The organism is Roseomonas sp. TAS13 (assembly GCF_001950415.1).
In the GTDB taxonomy this organism is placed as follows: Bacteria; Pseudomonadota; Alphaproteobacteria; order Acetobacterales; family Acetobacteraceae; genus Roseomonas; species Roseomonas mucosa.
The window spans coordinates 1-16574 of the sequence record NZ_BDLP01000005.1 but is presented as its reverse complement, the minus strand read 5'-3'; the positions used below and the strand labels follow the sequence as shown (position 1 = coordinate 16574).

The window sequence follows — 16574 nt, the reverse complement described above, 5'->3', positions numbered from 1 at the left end:
GGGCTTCGCGGAAGTTCCGCCTCAGGCCTTGCGGCGGAGGCTGTCGACGAAGCGGTTCAGTTCGATGATCGGCTGGTAGGCGCTGTTGTCCACCGGCATCCAGGGGCCGGACTTGCCGTCGTAGATCTTGTCGAAGGCCGCCTTGTTCTCCTTCGGCATGGCCAGCGCGGCGGTGCGGATCGCCGTGCGCAGGTCCTCCGGCAGGCTGGTCAGGTAGGCCATCGGGGAGTTCACGATCTGGTCGGACTTGAAGATGATGCGGAAATCCTCCGCCTTCACCATGCCCTTGCGCGCCATGCGCAGCAGGTTGCTCTCCTGCTCGTCGTTCCACCAGTTGGCGCACATGTCCACCGTGCCCTGCTGGAGCGCGATGATCGCGTTCTCATGGCTGCCGGTATAGACGACCTTGTTGAAGAACTCGTCCGGCTTGATGCCCATCTTGTCGAGGGCGAAGCGCGGCACGTTGTTGCCGGAGGTGGAGTTCGGGTCCACCAGGCCGAGGTTCTTGCCCTTCAGGTCCTGCACCTTCTGATAAGGCGAGTCCTTCTTCACGTAGAAGACGGAGTAGTAGCCCTTGGTGCCGTCGAGGTTCGTCTCGATGGCGAAGGCCTCGATCTTCGCACCGGTCATCAGCGCGCGGGCGAAGGAGGAGGGGCCGTAGGAGGCGATATGGATGTTGCCGGAGCGCTGGCCCTCGATCACCGCCGCGTAGTCATTGGCGATGCGCAGCGTCACCTTGGTGCCGAGCTTCTTCGACATGTACTCGGTGAAGGGCGTCCAGCGGTCGATCACGCCCGAGGCGTTCTCCGCCGGGATGATCGCGAAGACCAGCTCCGGATAGGCCTTGGCCCAGGAGGCGGACTGGGCGCGGGCCAGCGAGGGCACCGCCAGCGGCGAGGCCAGCAGCGCGCCGGCGCCGAGCAGCATGCGACGGTTCAGCATGATCGGATGATCCTCAGGTCAGGGATGTCGTTCTACGCATAGGTCCGGGCCACCGTCTGCGGCGGCACCGGAGTTCCGAGGGCGGGGGATGCGGGCGCGGGTTCCGTTCCACCCATCACCTCGGCGGCCTCCAGCCCATAGAGGCGGCGCGCCTCGGCCTCGCCCAGTTCCTGCGGCCCGCCGTCGAAGACCAGCTTGCCGCCGGCCAGCCCCACCAGCCGGTCGCAGTAGCGGCGCGCCACGTCGAGCGAGTGCAGGTTGCAGAGCACGGTGATGCCATAGCCGCGGTTGATGCGCTGGAGCGTGTCCATCACGATCTGCGTGTTGCGTGGATCAAGCGAGGCGATCGGCTCGTCCGCCAGGATGATCTCGGGCTCCTGCACCAGGGCGCGGGCGATGGCCACGCGCTGCTGCTGCCCGCCCGAGAGCTGCCCGGCGCGCTGCGCGGCGAGGTCGGCGATGTCGAACTGCTCCAGCGCCGCCAGCGCCATGGCCCGGTCCTCCTCCGGCCAGAGGCCGAACAGGGCACGCGGCAGGGAGACCTTGTTCAGCCGCCCGGTCAGCACGTTGGTCAGCACGTCGAGCCGGGGGGCGAGGTTGAAGTGCTGGAACACCATGGCGCAGCGGGCCCGCCAGTCGCGCATCGCCCGGCCCTGCAACCCGCTCACCACCTGCCCGTTCCAAAGGATGCGGCCGCCGCTCGGCATCTCCAGCCCGTTGATCATCCGCAGCAGCGTGGACTTGCCGGCGCCGGAACGGCCGATCACCCCCACGAAGCTGCCGGGACGGATCTCCAGCGACAGCGCGTCCACGGCCGTCTTCGCGCCATATCGCCGGGACAATCCATCGATGGTGAGCATGCGCCGTCCCGTCCAACCTGTCGGCTGGGGCGGTTAGCGCAGGCGGGTGACGCGGCTGTTTCAAACCGATGATGGATTCGTGACAGAGCCTGGGCGGAATGGTTCACCCTGGCGGCTCGTGCGGGCCGGGGAAGAAGGCGGAGCCTTGTCCCCCGGAGGGCAGCTTGGCGTCGAAACCGTGAAGCGTGGACCGCGGCGGCGAGGGAGGCGGCTGTCCGTGTCGGCGTTCAGCCGCGCAGAAAATAGGTATAGCGGTAGACCTCAACGAGGCCGAGGCGGGCGTAGAGGTCCCGCGCGCCGGTGTTGGAGGGCGAGACCTGCAGCCAGGCGGTGGTCGCTCCCAGCCCCGCCGCCCAGGCCGCCCCGGCGGCGAGGACACGCTGCGCCAGGCCCCGACGGCGGAAGCGCGGGTCGGTCGCCACGTCGAAGATGCCGCAGAGCGCCGCATCCGCGACCACATGCGCGCAGGCCGCGGGCAGGCCATCCTCCCGCCGCAGCAGCCAGCGGCCGGGGCGGGCCAGCATGGCGCCGCCGCCGGCCTTTTCCGCGCGGCGTGCCTCGGTCTGGTATTCCGCCGTGGCCAGTACGGAAAGCCAGTCCTCCGCCGGGCTGTCCAGCAGCTCGACGCCCGCGCCAGCCGCCTCGGCCAGCGGGCGCAGCGGACCGGCCATCACGCAGGCGCCTTCATGTTCCACATAGCCGCGGGCCAGCAGCGCAGGCTTCAGCCCCGGCGGGTCGAGCGGCGTAGAGCGGAAGCGGACCGGCAGGCCCATCCGGGCGAAGTCGGCCTCCATCCGGTCCAGCCGCGCCTCCAGCCCGGGATCGGGCGAGGGGTCGAGCGAGCAGGCGGCGTTCGCCCGTCCCGTGCCGTTCAGGAAGCCGCGGAGCACGAAGCCGCCATCCCAGGCCAGGCGCGGCGCCGGAACGGCGGTCAGGGCGGCACGTTCCAGGGTCAGGACATCGGCGGAGGGGGGTTCGGCGGGCAAGGGGTCGGGCTCCGGGTGGCGGGTTTCTCCCGCCTCCCATGGCATGGCGGGGCTGGCAAGCGGGATGCCGGCCCGGAATTCCCCGTTTTTCCTGCAAAAACCGCGTTTTCCGATTGACGCCTGACGCAACTCACCTTATCTGTCCCATCGCTTCCCATAGGGGCGGCGGGCCTGCCGGCCTTCGCCGCTCTCCCTCCTCGCACATCGGGACATTGTCGGACGTGCCGCTTCTCGTAAGTCGGGCGCGCCGTTCTGGCAACACAGTCGTCCTGCCTTGGACCAATCCCTTGGTCCGCCGTGGGCCGGACGGCTCACCGGGAAGGGTCCCGCCCTCCCTGTCGATGACGGATACGTCCGCCGCATGCATCTTTCCGAACTGAAGGCCAAGAGCCCCGGCGACCTTCTCGCTTTCGCCGAGTCGCTTGAGATCGAGAACGCCTCCTCCCTGCGCAAGCAGGATATCATGTATGCCATTCTCAAGAACCTGGCCGAGAAAGACCAGGCGATCCACGGGGATGGCACGCTGGAGATCCTGCCCGACGGCTTCGGCTTCCTCCGCAGCCCGCAGGCCAACTTCCTGCCCGGGCCCGACGACATCTACGTCTCCCCCACGCAGGTGCGCCGCTTCGGCCTGCGCACCGGCGACACGGTGGAAGGCCAGATCCGGGCGCCGAAGGATGGCGAGCGCTACTTCGCCCTGCTGAAGGTCGAGGCGATCAACTTCGAGCCGCCCGAGGCGCTCAAGCACCGCATCAACTTCGACAACCTCACGCCGCTCTACCCGACCCGGCGCCTGCGGATGGAGAATGCCGAGTTGGAGGCCGCCCAGGCCAACAACAAGGGTCCCACCAAGGACAACACCCACCGGGTCATCGACCTTGTGGCGCCGATCGGCATGGGCCAGCGCGCCCTGATCGTGGCGCCGCCGCGCACCGGCAAGACGGTGATGCTGCAGAACATCGCCAAGTCGATCTCGGCCAACCATCCGGAAGTCTTCCTGATGGTGCTGCTGATCGACGAGCGTCCGGAGGAGGTCACCGACATGGCCCGCACCGTACGCGGCGAGGTCGTGGCCTCCACCTTCGACGAACCCGCCACCCGCCACGTGCAGGTGACGGAGATGGTGCTGGAGAAGGCGAAGCGCCTGGTCGAGCACAAGCGCGACGTGGTGATCCTGCTGGACTCCATCACCCGCCTGGGCCGTGCCTACAACTCCGTGGTGCCGTCCTCGGGCAAGGTGCTGACCGGCGGCGTGGACGCCAACGCCCTGCAGCGCCCGAAGCGCTTCTTCGGCGCCGCGCGCAACATCGAGGAAGGCGGCTCGCTGACCATCATCGCCACGGCGCTGATCGACACGGGTTCGCGCATGGACGAGGTGATCTTCGAGGAGTTCAAGGGCACCGGCAACTGCGAGATCGTGCTGGACCGCAAGCTCTCCGACAAGCGCGTCTTCCCGGCGATCGACATCACCAAGTCCGGCACCCGCAAGGAAGAGGTCCTGGTGGAGCGTTCCACCCTGTCCAAGATGTGGGTGCTGCGCCGCATCCTGAACCCGATGGGCACGCAGGACGCGATGGAGTTCCTTCTGGACAAGCTGAAGTACAGCAAGTCCAACCAGGATTTCTTCGACGCGATGAATACCTGACCGGCCCGTCCGGTCCCTTTCCGAGCCCCGCCCGGTCCGCCTGGCGGGGCTTCTCGTTTCTGCCTTCCGGTTCCTTCCGGGAAGGTCCTCTTCTCTCCGGTTCCTGCGTGACCGCACCATCCGGCGCGGGCGGAAGTGCACGGCTCCGGAAGATCAAGGAAGCGGCATTTTCCCTCTCCATCGACTTGCAGGCACGTTGGATCGGCAAGTTGCATGAATTCTGTTCAAGAATTCGGCGAAACAGGGTCCGCTCCGGCATTTAGCCAGCCGCCCAGGGCATTTTGTCCCTCAGGCCCCGGTTGATTCGGGTGCAGTCTCCCGGCCCATCGCAACGCAGGCCGGAACTCTCCTGCGTAGTCGAGGGGAAAGCGACGATGGACGAAGCCCTGGTGAAGCGCGTGGCGGAGGATATCCGCCTCTGGACGGGCGTCGAACTGCCCAACGAGACCGGCCGCCAGATGGCGTCGATGGACATCCCGAAGCTGACCGCCGATTTCGAGGCGCTGCGCGGCACGCTGCGCTTCGAGGACGAGCCCTCCTCCTTCGAGGCGGCGCTGCAAGGCTGCAAGGAAGGCGCGTGATGGACGCCGTGCCGATGGTCCCCCCGATGGTCACCACGGACGGCCTCGCCGGGCTGAGCCTCGCCGAGGCGGCGGATGCCTTCGCCAGGGGCGAGGTCACGGCCACCGCGCTGACCCGGGCCTGCCTGGACCGCATCGAGGCCCATGAGCCGGCGATCAACGCCACCACCTGGATCGAGCGCGAGGCCGCGCTGGAAGCTGCCGCCGCCGCCGACAAGGCGCGTGCCGCCGGCATCGCCCCCGGCCCGCTGGCCGGCGTGCCGATGGCGCACAAGGACATGTACTACAAGGCGGGCAAGCTCTCGACCTGCGGCTCCGCCATTCGCGGCGACTTCCGCCCGGACTACACCGCCACGGTGATCGAGCGGCTGGAAGGCGCCGGCGCCATCACCATGGGCGGCCTGAACATGGCGGAGTTCGCGCAGAACCCGACCGGCCATAACCGGCACTTCGGCGACTGCCTGAACCCCTGGAACGGCGACTACATCACCGGCGGCTCCTCCTCCGGCTCCGGTGCCGCCGTCTCCGCCCGCTTCGCCTTCATGGCGCTCGGCTCCGACACCGGCGGCTCGATCCGCCTACCGGCCTCGGCCTGCGGCGTGGTGGGCCTCAAGCCGACGCAGACCCGCGTCAGCCGCCATGGCGTGATGCCGCTCTCCTTCTCCTGCGACAATGTTGGCCCGCTGGTCCGCACCGTGCGCGACTGCGCCCGGGTGATGGGCGTCATCGCCGGCCATGATCCGAAGGACCCGACCAGCGCGAAGGAGGCCGTTCCCGACTACGAGGCCGCGCTGACCGGCGACCTGCGCGGCCAGCGCATCGGCGTGGCGGAAACCTGGTTCCTCGACGGCGCCGACCCGGACATCCTGGCGGCCTTCGATGCCGCGATCGAGGTGCTGCGCGGCCGCGGCGCCACCGTCACCCGCATCAGCCTGCCGGTGATGGAACAGGTGCTGACCTACGGCTCCGTCGTCAGCCGCAGCGAGGGCCCGGCCATCCACGCCAACTGGATGCGCGAGCGCCCTGGCGACTACGCCAACCACCTCAGCGGCCGCATGTTCCCGGGCTATGCCATCCCGGCCAGCTACTACATCGAGGCGCTGAGCCGGCGCGGCCCGGTGCTCAAGACCTTCTGCGACGAGGTCTTCTCGCAGGTGGACGTGCTCGCCATGCCCACCATCCCGCGCAAGATCCCGACGCGCGCGGAATGCCGCATCGACGGCGGCGACCCCGAGGCCATCCGCCGCTTCGGCCTGATCACGCAGAACACGCGGCCGATCAACTATCTCGGCCTGCCCGGGCTGAGCGTGCATTGCGGCTTCGACGACCGCGGCCTGCCCGTCGGCCTCCAGCTCGTCGGCCGCCCCTTCGCCGAGGCCCGCCTCATGACCGTCGGCGACGCCTACCAGCGCGACACCGACTGGCACAACCGCGTGCCGGCACTCGGCGCTGCATGATCATGCCGGGGCCAGAGGGGCTCTGCCCCCCTGGACACTCCGCCCAGGGACGGGCGAAGCAGTGCTTCGCCCCCATGGGAACCCCGTGAACGCTCCGCGAGGAGGGGTGATGGCCAGCCGGTCGCCAACTGGCGCAACGGCAGTCGAAGCCCCTCCTTGCGGAGCGCTCATGGCGGGGTCTCGGGGGGATAACATCCCCCTGAGCGGCCCCTCCTTCAGCAAAGGGTCCGGGAGGCAGAGCCTCCCGGTTCCCGGGCCGGATCATTCCGCCGCGAGCAGGGCCGGGGCGGTGGCGCCCCAGCTGGCGGTGGCCTTCTCGACGGCGCGGCCGACGCGGAGGAGCGTGGCCTCGTCGAAGGGGCGGCCGACGAGCTGTGCGGAAAGCGGCAGGCCGGAGGCGGAGAGGCCGGCCGGCATGGAGAGGGCGGGATTGCCCGTGACGTTGAAGGGCATGCTCTGGATCGGCCAGAACACAGGTCGGTCCGGCGGGCAATCGGCGAAGGCGGGGGCCGGGCCAAGGGCGCAGGCGGTGAGCAGCACGTCGTACGTCTTCAGCGCCTCGCGGTTCACCGCCAGGGAGAGTTCCCGGCGCAGGCGCTGGGCCTGGATATAGTCCGCGCTGCTGATCGCGGCGCCGGTGACGATGCGCATGAGGAAGAGTTCGCCGTAGTCCTCCGGTCGCTCCCGCAGGTCCTTCTCGTGGATGGCAAAGGCCTCGGCGGTCAGGATCACGCGGCCACAGGCGTTGAAGAGGGCGTAGTCGGGGAGCGTGACCTCCTCGACGATCGCGCCCGCCGCCTCCAGCGCCTGGCCGACGCGCTCGATCGCGTCATAGACCTCGGGCGAGAGCCCCTCGGCATCGCGGTAGAGGTTGCGCGGCATGCCGATGCGCAGGCCGGCAACGCCGTCCTCCAGCCCGCTGCGCAGATCGGCCTTCGGCTTGTCGGCGCTGGCGGGATCGAGCGGGTCGAAGCCGGCCAGCAACTCGGTGGTGATCGCCGCGTCCTCGACGCTGCGCGTCAGCGGTCCGCAATGGTCGAGCGTGTAGGAAAGCGGGAAGACGCCGCGCCGGCTGATCAGCCCGTAGGTCGGCTTGAGCCCCACCGTACCGCAATAGGCGGCGGGGCCGCGGATCGAGCCACCGGTGTCGGAGCCCATCGCCATGCGCACCATCCCGGCCGCGACGGCGGCGCCGGAGCCGGAGGAGGAACCGCCGGTGATATGGCCGGTGTTCCAGGGGTTGCGCGCGGGCGGAAAGGGGAGGTCGAAGCTCGGCCCGCCCATGGCGAATTCATGCGTCGCCAGCTTGCCCAGCAGCACGCCGCCGCCCGAGGCGAGCTTCGCCGCCACGACGCTGTCCCGTCCGGGAACGTTGTCGATCAGCAGCTTGGAATGGCAGGTCGTGCGGATGCCGGCGGTGTCGTAGATGTCCTTCAGCGCATAGGGGATGCCGTGCATCGGCCCATGATCGGTGCCGGCGGCGAGCTCGGCATCCGCGCGCGCCGCATCCTCCAGGGCACGCTCCTCCGTGACCAGCACGAAGGCGTGCAGGGCGCCATCGAGCTTCGCGATCCGGTCCAGCGCATGCCGCGTCAGGGTGGCGGAGGTGAGGCTGCCGTCGCGCAGCTTCGCCCCGGCTTCGGCGATGGAGAGGTCTTCCAGCTTCGCGTCGCTCACGGCGTCTGCTCCCGCGTGATGGTGTCCAGGACATAGACGCCCGCCGGCTCGGCGGCGGCGGTGCGCGGCTGGCGCAGGATCGGCATCATCTTCTGCAGGTCGCGATGGGTGGCGAGCACGCCGGCATAGCGTCCCGGCGGCAGGGTGATGCCGGCGCGCGAGAGCGCCATGTCCAGTTCGGGATCGGCTTCGGTCGTCATGGGGGGACTCCGGCAGGGGCCTGTCAGGCCAAGCGAGGAACGGCACGAGGTTACGTCCGCGCCACCGGTCTGTCGCGCCCAAAGAAACGGCAGACCTCAGCATCTTCCCAATGCCGGACAGAAACGAAAGCCGTTGTTCCGGCAGTGAAAGCGGCGTGCGGCCCGGGAACCGACGCGAGTCTGGCGCGTGCCGCGCCATGCCTGCCGGGAAGAGCGCCACCCCGCGTGACACGGGTCATGGTCCATCTCGTTCCGCCGGTGCGCGCCGCCGGACGGCCGCTTCGCGCGAGTTGTGGCATGGCGATTGCAGATGCCGGTCGGCAGAGCTTCCGATCCGTCCTGCCGGGACCAAGGAGAGAAGATGACGGTGCCATCCCTGCGCCTGGGTGCGACGCGGCTTTGTGCGACCTTGGGCCTGATGACCGCGCTGCTGGGCACCGCTGCGCCCGCATCTGCGGAAACTGTGCTGCGTGTGGCCATGACGGCGGGCGACATCCCGCTCACCGCCGGCATCCCGGACCAGGGCTTCGAGGGCTGGCGCTTCGTCGGCTACAACCTCTACGATTCCCTGATCCTCTGGGACCTGTCGAAGGGCGACAGGATCGCCGATATCAAGCCGGGCCTGGCCACCGAGTGGCATGTCGATCCGGGCAACAGCCGGCGCTGGATCTTCACCCTGCGCAAGGGCGTGAAGTTCCATGACGGCAGCGACTTCAACGCGAAGTCGGTGATCTGGAACTTCGAGCGCATGACCAAGGAAGGCGCGCCGCAGTTCAACGCGCAGCAGTTCGCCTTCGCCCGCAGCTACCTGACCAATTTCGCGGGTGTCGAGCAGATCGACGACTATACCGTCGCTTTCACCACCAAGCAGCCGGACAGCATCTTTCCCTACAACCTGTCCTTCCTGATGATGGTCAGCCCCGCGCGGTCGGAGGAGCTGAAGAACGACGCCAACGCCTTCGCCAAGAACCCCTCGGGCACGGGTCCCTACCGCTTCTCCCGCATGGTGCCGGGTGAGCGGCTGGAGATGGTGCCGAACAAGGACTACTGGGACAAGGCCCGCATCCCGAAGCAGGACCGTCTGGTGCTGCTGCCGATGCCGGAGGCCTCGACCCGCACCGCCTCGCTGCTTTCCGGCCAGGTGGACTGGATCGAGGCTCCGGCGCCCGACACCATCCCGCGCCTGAAATCCTCCGGGATGCAGGTAATCACCAACGCCTATCCGCACAACTGGGCCTACCAGCTCAACTTCGTGGACAAGCCCTTCAACGACATCCGGGTGCGGCAGGCGGCGAACTACGCGATCAACCGCGACGACATGGTGGAGATGCTGGGCGGCATCGCCCTGCCGGGCTACGCCACCGTGCCGCCCTCCACCGCCTACTACGGCAAGCCGGTGAAGTACGAGTACAACCCGGACAAGGCCAAGGCGCTGCTGAAGGAGGCGGGCTGCGTCCCCTGCAACGTCACCTTCGCCATCTCCACCTCCGGCTCCGGCCAGATGCAGCCGCTGCCGATGAACGAGCTGGTGAAGGCGCAGCTGGAGGAGGTCGGCTTCAAGGTCAACCTCCAGGTCATGGACTGGAACGCGCTGCTGCAGGTGGGCCGCGAGGGCGTGGACAAGCACCACGACATCAACGGCATCAACATCACCCGCGCGACGCAGGACCCGTTCAACGGGATGTTCCGCTTCATCATGAAGTCGCAGTGGTCGCCGGCGGGCAGCAACTGGGGGCATTTCGAGGACCCGCAGACCGACCAGCTGGTCGCGGAGGCCATGAACACCTTCGATGCGGAGAAGCGCCTGCCGATCCTGACCAGGATCCACGAGCGCATGAACGAGCAGGCCGTGATGATCTGGGTGGCGCATGACCTGAACCCGCGCGCCCTGTCGCCCAAGGTGAAGGGCTTCGTGCAGGCACAGAGCTGGTTCCAGGACCTGACGCAAGTCACCGTGCAGCCCTGATAGGGACAGCCCCATGCTGGTCTACGTCCAACGCCGTCTGCTGGCCGTCCTGCCGATCGCGCTGGGCGTGTCCATCATCTGCTTCCTGCTGGTCTATCTCGCACCCGGCGATCCGTTGCAGACCATGCTGCCGCCGGATGCGGATGCCGAGACGGTGGCGAAGCTGAAGCAGCTCTACGGCCTCGACCGGCCGCTGCCGGTCCAGTACCTCTCCTGGCTCGGCAACGTGCTGACCGGCGATCTCGGGCGCTCCATCGCCACGGGGCGTCCGGTGCTGGAGGAGATCCTGCGCTCCCTCGGCAACACCGTGCTGCTGTCCCTGCTCGCGGTGCTGATCGCCTTCCCGGTGGCCCTCGCGCTCGGCGCCATCGCCGGCTACCGCGCCGGAAGCTGGCTGGACCGCATGGTCACCGGCACCGCCATCCTCGGCGTCTCGGTGCCGAACTACTGGCTCGGCATCGTGCTCGTGATCCTCTTCTCGGTGGAGGCGCAGATCCTGCCCGCCTCCGGCATGGGGCCGGGCGGCTCCGCCTCGATCGGCCTGCACACCGTGCCCTTCATGATCCTGCCGGTGATCACCCTGTCGATGATCCCGGTCGGCATCATCGCCCGCACCGCGCGCTCCGCGATCACCGAGGTGATGGCGCAGGAATTCGTCACCACCCTGCGCGCCAACGGGCTGCCGGAAAGCAAGGCGATCCGCCACGTGCTCAAGAACGCCCTGCCGCCGATCCTGGCGGTGATGGGGCTGCAGTTCGGCGCGCTGATGGGCGGCTCGATCCTGGTGGAGACGGTCTTCGCCTGGCCGGGCACCGGCTTCCTGCTCAGCAAGGCCATCCTGACGCGCGACATCCCCGTGCTCCAGGGGACCATCCTGGTCCTGGCCATGATCTTCGTGGTGACCAACCTCGCCGTCGATCTGGTGCAGACCGCCATCGACCCCCGAATCAAGCGTGTCTGAGGAGAGCGGCGCCATGAGCAGCACCACCGCCGGCCGGGCCTCCGCCGCGGCCGTCCCGGACAGCATTGGCCTTCCCAGGGTCCGCGGCTACTGGGGCACCGTCGGCTACCGCCTGCGCTACGACTACGTGACCATCTTCTTCGGCCTGGTCCTGCTGGCGATCGTCCTGCTGGCCGTGGCGGCGCCCTGGCTGGCGCCCTTCGATCCCTACAAGGAAAGCATCGTCCGCCGCCTGAAGCCCCCCGGCTACATGGGCCATGCCCTGGGCACGGACGAACTGGGGCGCGACATGCTCTCCCGCCTCCTCTACGGCGGGCGGCTGACGCTGCTGATGGGCTTCGTCCCCGTGGCCATCGCCACCGCGGTTGGCGGCGGGCTGGGCGTGCTGGCCGGCCTCGCCGGCGGCCGCGTCAACACGCTGATCATGCGGGTGATGGACGTCTTCTACGCCTTCCCCTCCATCCTGCTCGCGGTCGCCATCTCGGGGGCCATGGGCGGCGGCATCGGCAACGCCTTCATCGCCCTGTCCCTCGTCTTCATCCCGCCGCTCTGCCGCATCGCGGAAAGCGCCACCACCCAGGTCCGCTCGCTGGATTTCGTGGATGCGGCGCGCGCCACCGGCGCCGGCATCCACCTCGTGCTCTGGCACCATGTGCTGGGCAACGTGCTCGGCCCGGTGCTGGTCTATGCCTCCGGCATGATCAGCGTCGGCATCCTGCTCGGCTCGGGACTCTCCTTCCTCGGCCTGGGCGTGAAGCCGCCGGAGCCTGACTGGGGCCTGATGCTGAACACGCTGCGCCAGTCGATCTACGTGAACCCGCTGGTCGCCGCCATGCCCGGCATCGCGATCTTCGTCACCTCGGTCAGCGTCAACATGGTCAGCGACGGGCTGCGCGCCGCCATGGATGTCCGGATCTGATGCGCATGAGCCAGACGAGCCTTTCCCCGGCCGCTTTCCACGACCCGCGCGACGTCGGCGGCCCGGCCCAGCCGCTGCTGGACGTGCGCAACCTGCAGAAGCACTTCCCGCTGCGCGGCGGCGCGCTGCAACGCGTCACCGGCCATGTCCGGGCGGTGGACGGCGTGTCCTTCCGCGTCATGAAGGGCGAGACGCTGGGCATCGTGGGCGAATCCGGCTGCGGCAAGTCCACCCTGGCACGGCTTCTCACCCGGCTGATCGTGCCCGACAGCGGCGACCAGATCTTCGATGGCGAGGAGGTCGCGGCCCCGCGCGGCATCTCGGTCGCCGCCATGCGCCGCCAGGTGCAGATGGTGTTCCAGGACTCCGCCTCCTCGCTGAATCCGCGCATGCCGATCCAGGGCTCCGTCGCCTTCGGTCCCATCGCCCATGGCGTGCCGAAGGGGGAGGCCCTGGCCCTGGCGCGGGAGCTGCTGCTGAAGGTCGGCCTGAACCCGGCCCTGTTCGGCCCGCGCTACCCGCACGAGCTTTCGGGCGGGCAGAAGCAGCGCGTGAACATCGCCCGCGCCCTGGCGCTGCGTCCGCGCATGGTGATCCTGGACGAAGCCGTCTCCGCCCTGGACAAGAGCGTCGAGGCACAGGTGCTGAACCTGCTGCGCACGCTGAAGCGGGAGCTGAGCCTCACCTACATCTTCATCAGCCACGACCTCAGCGTGGTGCGCTGGATCAGCGACCGCGTGCTGGTGATGTATCTGGGGCAGGTGGTGGAGATCGGCCCGGCCGAGGACATCTACCGCGCCCCGAAGCACCCCTACACGCGGGCGCTGCTGGCCTCCCATCCCTCCATGGACCCGGACCACCGGATGGAGGAGCCGCCGCTGACCGGCGATCCGCCCAACCCGATCAACCCGCCTTCCGGCTGCCGCTTCCGCACCCGCTGCCCCTTCGCCGAGGAGGTCTGCGCCGCGAGGATGCCGCAACTGGGCGACACCGACGCGCCCGGCGCGCATTGCGCCGCCTGCCACATCCAGGACCCGGGATCGGGGCACAGCCTGGCCGGGCGGGCGGATCTCGTCGCGGCACCGCTGGTGCATTGAGGGGAGGGGCGGGAATGAGCACGGCCGCACCGCTGGTCGAGGTCCAGGACCTCAATGTCCGCTTCGTGACGCGCGAGAGCAAGGTGCGCGCGGTCAACGGCGTCAGCTTCGCCATGGCGCCGGGCGAGGTGCTCTGCATGCTGGGCGAGAGCGGCTCCGGCAAGAGCGTCACCATGCGCGCCCTGATGCGCCTGCTGCCGCCGAAGCGCGCGGTGATCGACGGCAAGGTCCGCATCGCCGGCCAGGACGTGCTGGCGATGGGGGAGAGCGACCTGCGCCGCTTCCGCGGCGGCACCGTCTCCATGATCTTCCAGGAGCCGATGACCGCCTTCGACCCGGTGGCGCGGGTGGGCGACCAGATCGCCGAGGTCGTCGCCCTGCACAAGGGCGTCAGCCACAGGCAGGGCCTCGCCCGGGCGCTGGAGCTCTTCGACCTGGTGAAGATCCCCTCCGCCCAGCGCCGCCTTGACGCCTATCCCTTCGAGCTGTCCGGCGGCCTGCGCCAGCGCGCCATGATCGCCATGGCGCTGAGCTGCGAACCGAAGCTCCTGCTGGCCGACGAGCCCACCACCGCGCTGGACGCCACGGTGCAGATCCAGGTGCTGATCCTGCTGCGCCGCCTGCAGCAGGAGATGGGCATGTCGGTGATCTTCGTGACGCACGACCTGGGCGTCGCCGCCGAGATCGCCGACCGCGTGGCGGTGATGTATGCCGGACGCGTGGTGGAGACCGGCCCGGTGCGCGAGGTGCTGCGCGACCCGTTGCACCCCTATACCGCCGGCCTGCTCGCCTCCACCGTCCACAACCAGCCGCACGACCGTGACCTGGAGACCATCCCCGGCGCCCCGCCCGACCTGCGCAACCTGCCGCCCGGCTGCAAGTTCGCCCCGCGCTGCTCCCTGGCCGCGGCGGAATGTCTGGACGGCGAGCCCTCCGCCCGCCATCCGGCCATCGGCCGCATGGCGCGCTGCGTGCGCGTGCCCGACGCCGTCCTCACCCCGGAATTCGCCTGACGCACAAGGGAGGGGCAGACTTCATGAACCAAACGCGGATTCCCGATTTCGTCCGCCAGCGCGTGCTGGCCAAGTTCGGCACCGAGCACCGCTTCGCTGATCTCGACCCGGCGCGCACCGCGCTGGTGGTGATCGACATGCAGAACGGCTATCTGGACCCCGGCCTGGCCCATGCCTTCGTGCCGGGCGGCACCGATATCGTGCCGAACATCAACCACCTCGCCGCCACGCTGCGCGCGGCCGGCGGCGCGGTGTACTGGGTGCAGAACGCCTCGGACGAGGAATCCCGCATCGCCTGGTCGGTGCTGGAGGAATCCGTCTCCGAGGCGCAGCGCGCCGCCCGCGTCCGGTCCATGACGCCGGGCAGCCCCGGCCATGCCTTCTGGCCGGGTCTCGACATCCGGGCGGAGGACATGGTCGTCCCGAAGTTCCGCTACAGCGCCTTCATCCCCGGCGCGGCGAAGGGCGGGCCGGATTTCGCCGCCCTGCTGCGCGAGCGCGGCATCGAGACGCTGCTGATCACCGGCACGCTGACCAATATCTGCTGCGAGACTTCCGCCCGCGACGCGATGATGCTGAACTTCCGCGTCATCATGGTCTCGGACGGCAATGCCGCCGTGACCGACGAGGAGCACAACGCGTCTCTCATGAACATCTACCTGACCTTCGGCGACGTGATGAGCACCGCGGAGATCGAGGCCGCGATCGCCCGCAAGGCGGAGGCCGCGGCATGAGCCGGCCGCGCGTCGTCTTCATCGGCACCGGGGGCACCATCTCCTCCCTCGGCAAGGGGCCGCTGGACACGGTGGACTACGGCTCCACCGGCAACATGATGGATGCCGAGGGCATCCTCGCCCGCTTCCCCGAGGTGCAGCTCGTCGCCGATGTCTTCCCGGTGCCGTTCAGCGCCGTGCCCAGCCCGAACATCCATTTCCCGGAATGGAAGGCGCTGGTCCTGCTCTGCGACAAGGTCGTGGCGGAGAATCCGGGCCTTGCCGGCATCGTCATCGGCCACGGCACCGCCTCGCTGGAGGAAACCGCCTACGCCCTCCACCTCGCCGCCAAGGTGCCGGTGCCGATCGTGGTCACCGGCTCGCAGCGCCCGGCCTCCGCCCTGTCCACCGATGCCGGGCTGAACCTGGTGAACGCGGTGCGGGTCGCCGCCGATCCCGGGGCGCGCGGCCTGGGCGTCATGGTCCTGCTGAACGACGAGATCCAGTGCGCGCGCGAGGTCACCAAGACCTCCACCGGCCGGATGCAGACCTTCCGCTCGCCCGATTTCGGCGTGCTGGGGCAGGCGGATGGCGACCGGGTGGTCTGGTACCGCAGGCCGCTGCGGCTCGGGGCGCCGGAGACGGTCTTCGACATCCGCCCCCTCGATTCCCTGCCGCGGGTGGATATCAGCTACGCCTATGCCGGCGCCGACGGCACGGCGGTGCGCGCCTTCCTGGCCGCCGGGGCGAAGGGCATCGTTTCCGCCGGCTTCGCCCCCGGCTTCTGCGGCCCGGGCGACCTGGAGCCGCTGAAGCAGGCGGTGAAGGACGGGGTGATCGTCATCCAGTGCAGCCGCGCCGGCTCCGGCCGCGTCTTCCCCAGCACCAAACTGAAGGAATACGGCTTCCTGACCGCCGACAACCTCAACCCGCAGAAGGCGCGCATCCTCCTCGCCATGGCGCTGACCGTGACGCAGGACCCCGCGGAAGTGGCGAGGATCTTCGCTACCTACTAACCCCGGGGTTGTGTCTTCCCGGCCTCGGCGGCTGGCCAATCCCTTGCTGCGGTTGAGAAAAGCGGTACGCGACAGGTATTTGCCATGCTAGGCTGAGGCAAGGTCTCAGCTTGGGTTCCCTGATGTCGCGTGCCGCCACCGATCGCTCATCCTCTCCGAACGGGCGCTTTTCCGGCGCCGCCCAGCGCTTCGCCTCGCCGGCCGTGCGGGCGGCGATCCGGCGGCGCGGCGGGGAGTTCGTGGGCGTGCTGCTCGGCCTCGCCGGCCTGGCCCTGGTCGTGGCGCTGATCTCCTACAACCCTGCCGACCCCTCCCTTTCCACCGCCACGACGCGCGCTCCCCGGAATCTCGCCGGGCTGGTCGGCGCCATGCTTTCCGACGTGCTGCTGCAGGGCTTCGGCTGGGCCGGCTGGCTGCCGGCGGCCTGCCTGCTCTGCTGGGCGCTGCGCCTGGGCACGCATCGCAGCCTGAAGCCCTTCGCCGGCCGCGTCGCGGCGATGCTCGCCGCCCTGCCTGTCTCTTGATCACAAGTCTCGACGTC

At 69.2% G+C, this 16574-nt stretch carries 16 protein-coding genes; 11 read left to right on the top strand and 5 right to left on the bottom strand.

Annotated features, from left to right (window positions below; genetic code table 11):
* Positions 1–21: 21 nt before the first annotated feature.
* The 3 genes from phnD to ROTAS13_RS01050 all read right to left on the bottom strand — a co-directional run bounded on the left by phnD (position 22) and on the right by ROTAS13_RS01050 (position 2788).
* Positions 22–942 carry a phosphonate ABC transporter substrate-binding protein gene (gene phnD, locus ROTAS13_RS01060; RefSeq protein ID WP_019461378.1) on the bottom strand — a complete coding sequence of 307 codons (921 nt, stop codon included), beginning with the start codon at positions 940–942 and terminating at the stop codon, positions 22–24.
* A gap of 32 nt (positions 943–974) precedes the next feature.
* Positions 975–1802 carry a phosphonate ABC transporter ATP-binding protein gene (phnC, locus tag ROTAS13_RS01055; protein ID WP_075821306.1) on the bottom strand — a complete coding sequence of 276 codons (828 nt, stop codon included), beginning with the start codon at positions 1800–1802 and terminating at the stop codon, positions 975–977.
* A 227-nt stretch (positions 1803–2029) separates the two neighbouring features.
* The gene (locus ROTAS13_RS01050) at positions 2030–2788 is read right to left on the bottom strand and encodes a GNAT family N-acetyltransferase (protein ID WP_019461380.1); all 759 of its coding nucleotides are present in this window, start codon (positions 2786–2788) and stop codon (positions 2030–2032) included.
* Between the two features lie 361 nt (positions 2789–3149).
* Between ROTAS13_RS01050 and rho the strand changes: the two genes are divergently transcribed.
* The 3 genes from rho (at position 3150) to ROTAS13_RS01035 (ending at position 6471) form a co-directional block, all read left to right on the top strand.
* Positions 3150–4433 carry a transcription termination factor Rho gene (gene rho, locus ROTAS13_RS01045; RefSeq protein ID WP_019461381.1) on the top strand — a complete coding sequence of 428 codons (1284 nt, stop codon included), beginning with the start codon at positions 3150–3152 and terminating at the stop codon, positions 4431–4433.
* A gap of 374 nt (positions 4434–4807) precedes the next feature.
* Positions 4808–5014, top strand: a complete 207-nt coding sequence (locus ROTAS13_RS01040; protein ID WP_075821305.1) for a hypothetical protein — start codon at positions 4808–4810, stop codon at positions 5012–5014.
* Entirely contained in the window at positions 5014–6471 is a 1458-nt protein-coding gene (locus tag ROTAS13_RS01035) for an Asp-tRNA(Asn)/Glu-tRNA(Gln) amidotransferase GatCAB subunit A (protein ID WP_083755346.1), read from the top strand. The genes ROTAS13_RS01040 and ROTAS13_RS01035 overlap by 1 nt, the downstream gene beginning before the upstream one ends.
* A 261-nt stretch (positions 6472–6732) precedes the next feature.
* Here the strand turns inward: ROTAS13_RS01035 and ROTAS13_RS01030 are convergent, their stop codons facing one another.
* The gene (locus tag ROTAS13_RS01030) at positions 6733–8148 is read right to left on the bottom strand and encodes an Asp-tRNA(Asn)/Glu-tRNA(Gln) amidotransferase GatCAB subunit A (RefSeq protein ID WP_075821304.1); all 1416 of its coding nucleotides are present in this window, start codon (positions 8146–8148) and stop codon (positions 6733–6735) included.
* Complete coding sequence (locus tag ROTAS13_RS01025; RefSeq protein ID WP_019461385.1) at positions 8145–8348, bottom strand: hypothetical protein; 204 nt, start codon at positions 8346–8348, stop codon at positions 8145–8147. Before ROTAS13_RS01025 ends, ROTAS13_RS01030 begins: the two co-directional genes overlap by 4 nt.
* A 361-nt stretch (positions 8349–8709) precedes the next feature.
* Between ROTAS13_RS01025 and ROTAS13_RS01020 the strand changes: the two genes are divergently transcribed.
* From ROTAS13_RS01020 to ROTAS13_RS00985, 8 genes are all read left to right on the top strand, one after another.
* Positions 8710–10314: an ABC transporter substrate-binding protein gene (locus tag ROTAS13_RS01020; protein ID WP_019461386.1), complete on the top strand. Its 1605-nt coding sequence runs from the start codon at positions 8710–8712 to the stop codon at positions 10312–10314.
* 13 nt (positions 10315–10327) lie between these two features.
* Positions 10328–11275, top strand: coding sequence for an ABC transporter permease (locus ROTAS13_RS01015; protein WP_019461387.1), 948 nt, complete (start codon positions 10328–10330; stop codon positions 11273–11275).
* A 13-nt stretch (positions 11276–11288) separates the two neighbouring features.
* Positions 11289–12194 (top strand): ABC transporter permease, encoded by a 906-nt coding sequence (locus ROTAS13_RS01010; protein WP_019461388.1) that lies wholly within the window; start codon positions 11289–11291, stop codon positions 12192–12194.
* A gap of 5 nt (positions 12195–12199) precedes the next feature.
* Complete coding sequence (locus tag ROTAS13_RS01005) at positions 12200–13291, top strand: ABC transporter ATP-binding protein (RefSeq protein WP_075821314.1); 1092 nt, start codon at positions 12200–12202, stop codon at positions 13289–13291.
* Between the two features lie 14 nt (positions 13292–13305).
* Positions 13306–14304, top strand: a complete 999-nt coding sequence (locus tag ROTAS13_RS01000; RefSeq protein ID WP_075821303.1) for an ABC transporter ATP-binding protein — start codon at positions 13306–13308, stop codon at positions 14302–14304.
* A 23-nt stretch (positions 14305–14327) separates the two neighbouring features.
* The gene (locus ROTAS13_RS00995) at positions 14328–15038 is read left to right on the top strand and encodes an isochorismatase family protein (protein ID WP_075821302.1); all 711 of its coding nucleotides are present in this window, start codon (positions 14328–14330) and stop codon (positions 15036–15038) included.
* Complete coding sequence (locus ROTAS13_RS00990) at positions 15035–16033, top strand: asparaginase (protein ID WP_075821301.1); 999 nt, start codon at positions 15035–15037, stop codon at positions 16031–16033. Before ROTAS13_RS00995 ends, ROTAS13_RS00990 begins: the two co-directional genes overlap by 4 nt.
* A 110-nt stretch (positions 16034–16143) precedes the next feature.
* A complete protein-coding gene (locus tag ROTAS13_RS00985) occupies positions 16144–16557 on the top strand; it encodes a DNA translocase FtsK 4TM domain-containing protein (RefSeq protein ID WP_253187615.1) in 414 nt (137 codons plus the stop codon).
* Positions 16558–16574 lie beyond the last annotated feature (17 nt).

What these genes read in the sequence shown, in the direction of transcription:
- ROTAS13_RS01025 (WP_019461385.1), bottom strand. Translation starts at nt 8,348, where the DNA reads ATGACGACCGAAGCCGATCCCGAACTGGACATGGCGCTCTCGCGCGCC.
- ROTAS13_RS01020 (WP_019461386.1), top strand. Translation starts at nt 8,710, where the DNA reads ATGACGGTGCCATCCCTGCGCCTGGGTGCGACGCGGCTTTGTGCGACC.
- rho (WP_019461381.1), top strand. Translation starts at nt 3,150, where the DNA reads ATGCATCTTTCCGAACTGAAGGCCAAGAGCCCCGGCGACCTTCTCGCT.
- ROTAS13_RS01015 (WP_019461387.1), top strand. Translation starts at nt 10,328, where the DNA reads ATGCTGGTCTACGTCCAACGCCGTCTGCTGGCCGTCCTGCCGATCGCG.
- phnC (WP_075821306.1), bottom strand. Translation starts at nt 1,802, where the DNA reads ATGCTCACCATCGATGGATTGTCCCGGCGATATGGCGCGAAGACGGCC.
- ROTAS13_RS01035 (WP_083755346.1), top strand. Translation starts at nt 5,014, where the DNA reads ATGGACGCCGTGCCGATGGTCCCCCCGATGGTCACCACGGACGGCCTC.
- ROTAS13_RS01040 (WP_075821305.1), top strand. Translation starts at nt 4,808, where the DNA reads ATGGACGAAGCCCTGGTGAAGCGCGTGGCGGAGGATATCCGCCTCTGG.
- phnD (WP_019461378.1), bottom strand. Translation starts at nt 942, where the DNA reads ATGCTGAACCGTCGCATGCTGCTCGGCGCCGGCGCGCTGCTGGCCTCG.
- ROTAS13_RS01000 (WP_075821303.1), top strand. Translation starts at nt 13,306, where the DNA reads ATGAGCACGGCCGCACCGCTGGTCGAGGTCCAGGACCTCAATGTCCGC.
- ROTAS13_RS00995 (WP_075821302.1), top strand. Translation starts at nt 14,328, where the DNA reads ATGAACCAAACGCGGATTCCCGATTTCGTCCGCCAGCGCGTGCTGGCC.
- ROTAS13_RS01010 (WP_019461388.1), top strand. Translation starts at nt 11,289, where the DNA reads ATGAGCAGCACCACCGCCGGCCGGGCCTCCGCCGCGGCCGTCCCGGAC.
- ROTAS13_RS01005 (WP_075821314.1), top strand. Translation starts at nt 12,200, where the DNA reads ATGAGCCAGACGAGCCTTTCCCCGGCCGCTTTCCACGACCCGCGCGAC.
- ROTAS13_RS00990 (WP_075821301.1), top strand. Translation starts at nt 15,035, where the DNA reads ATGAGCCGGCCGCGCGTCGTCTTCATCGGCACCGGGGGCACCATCTCC.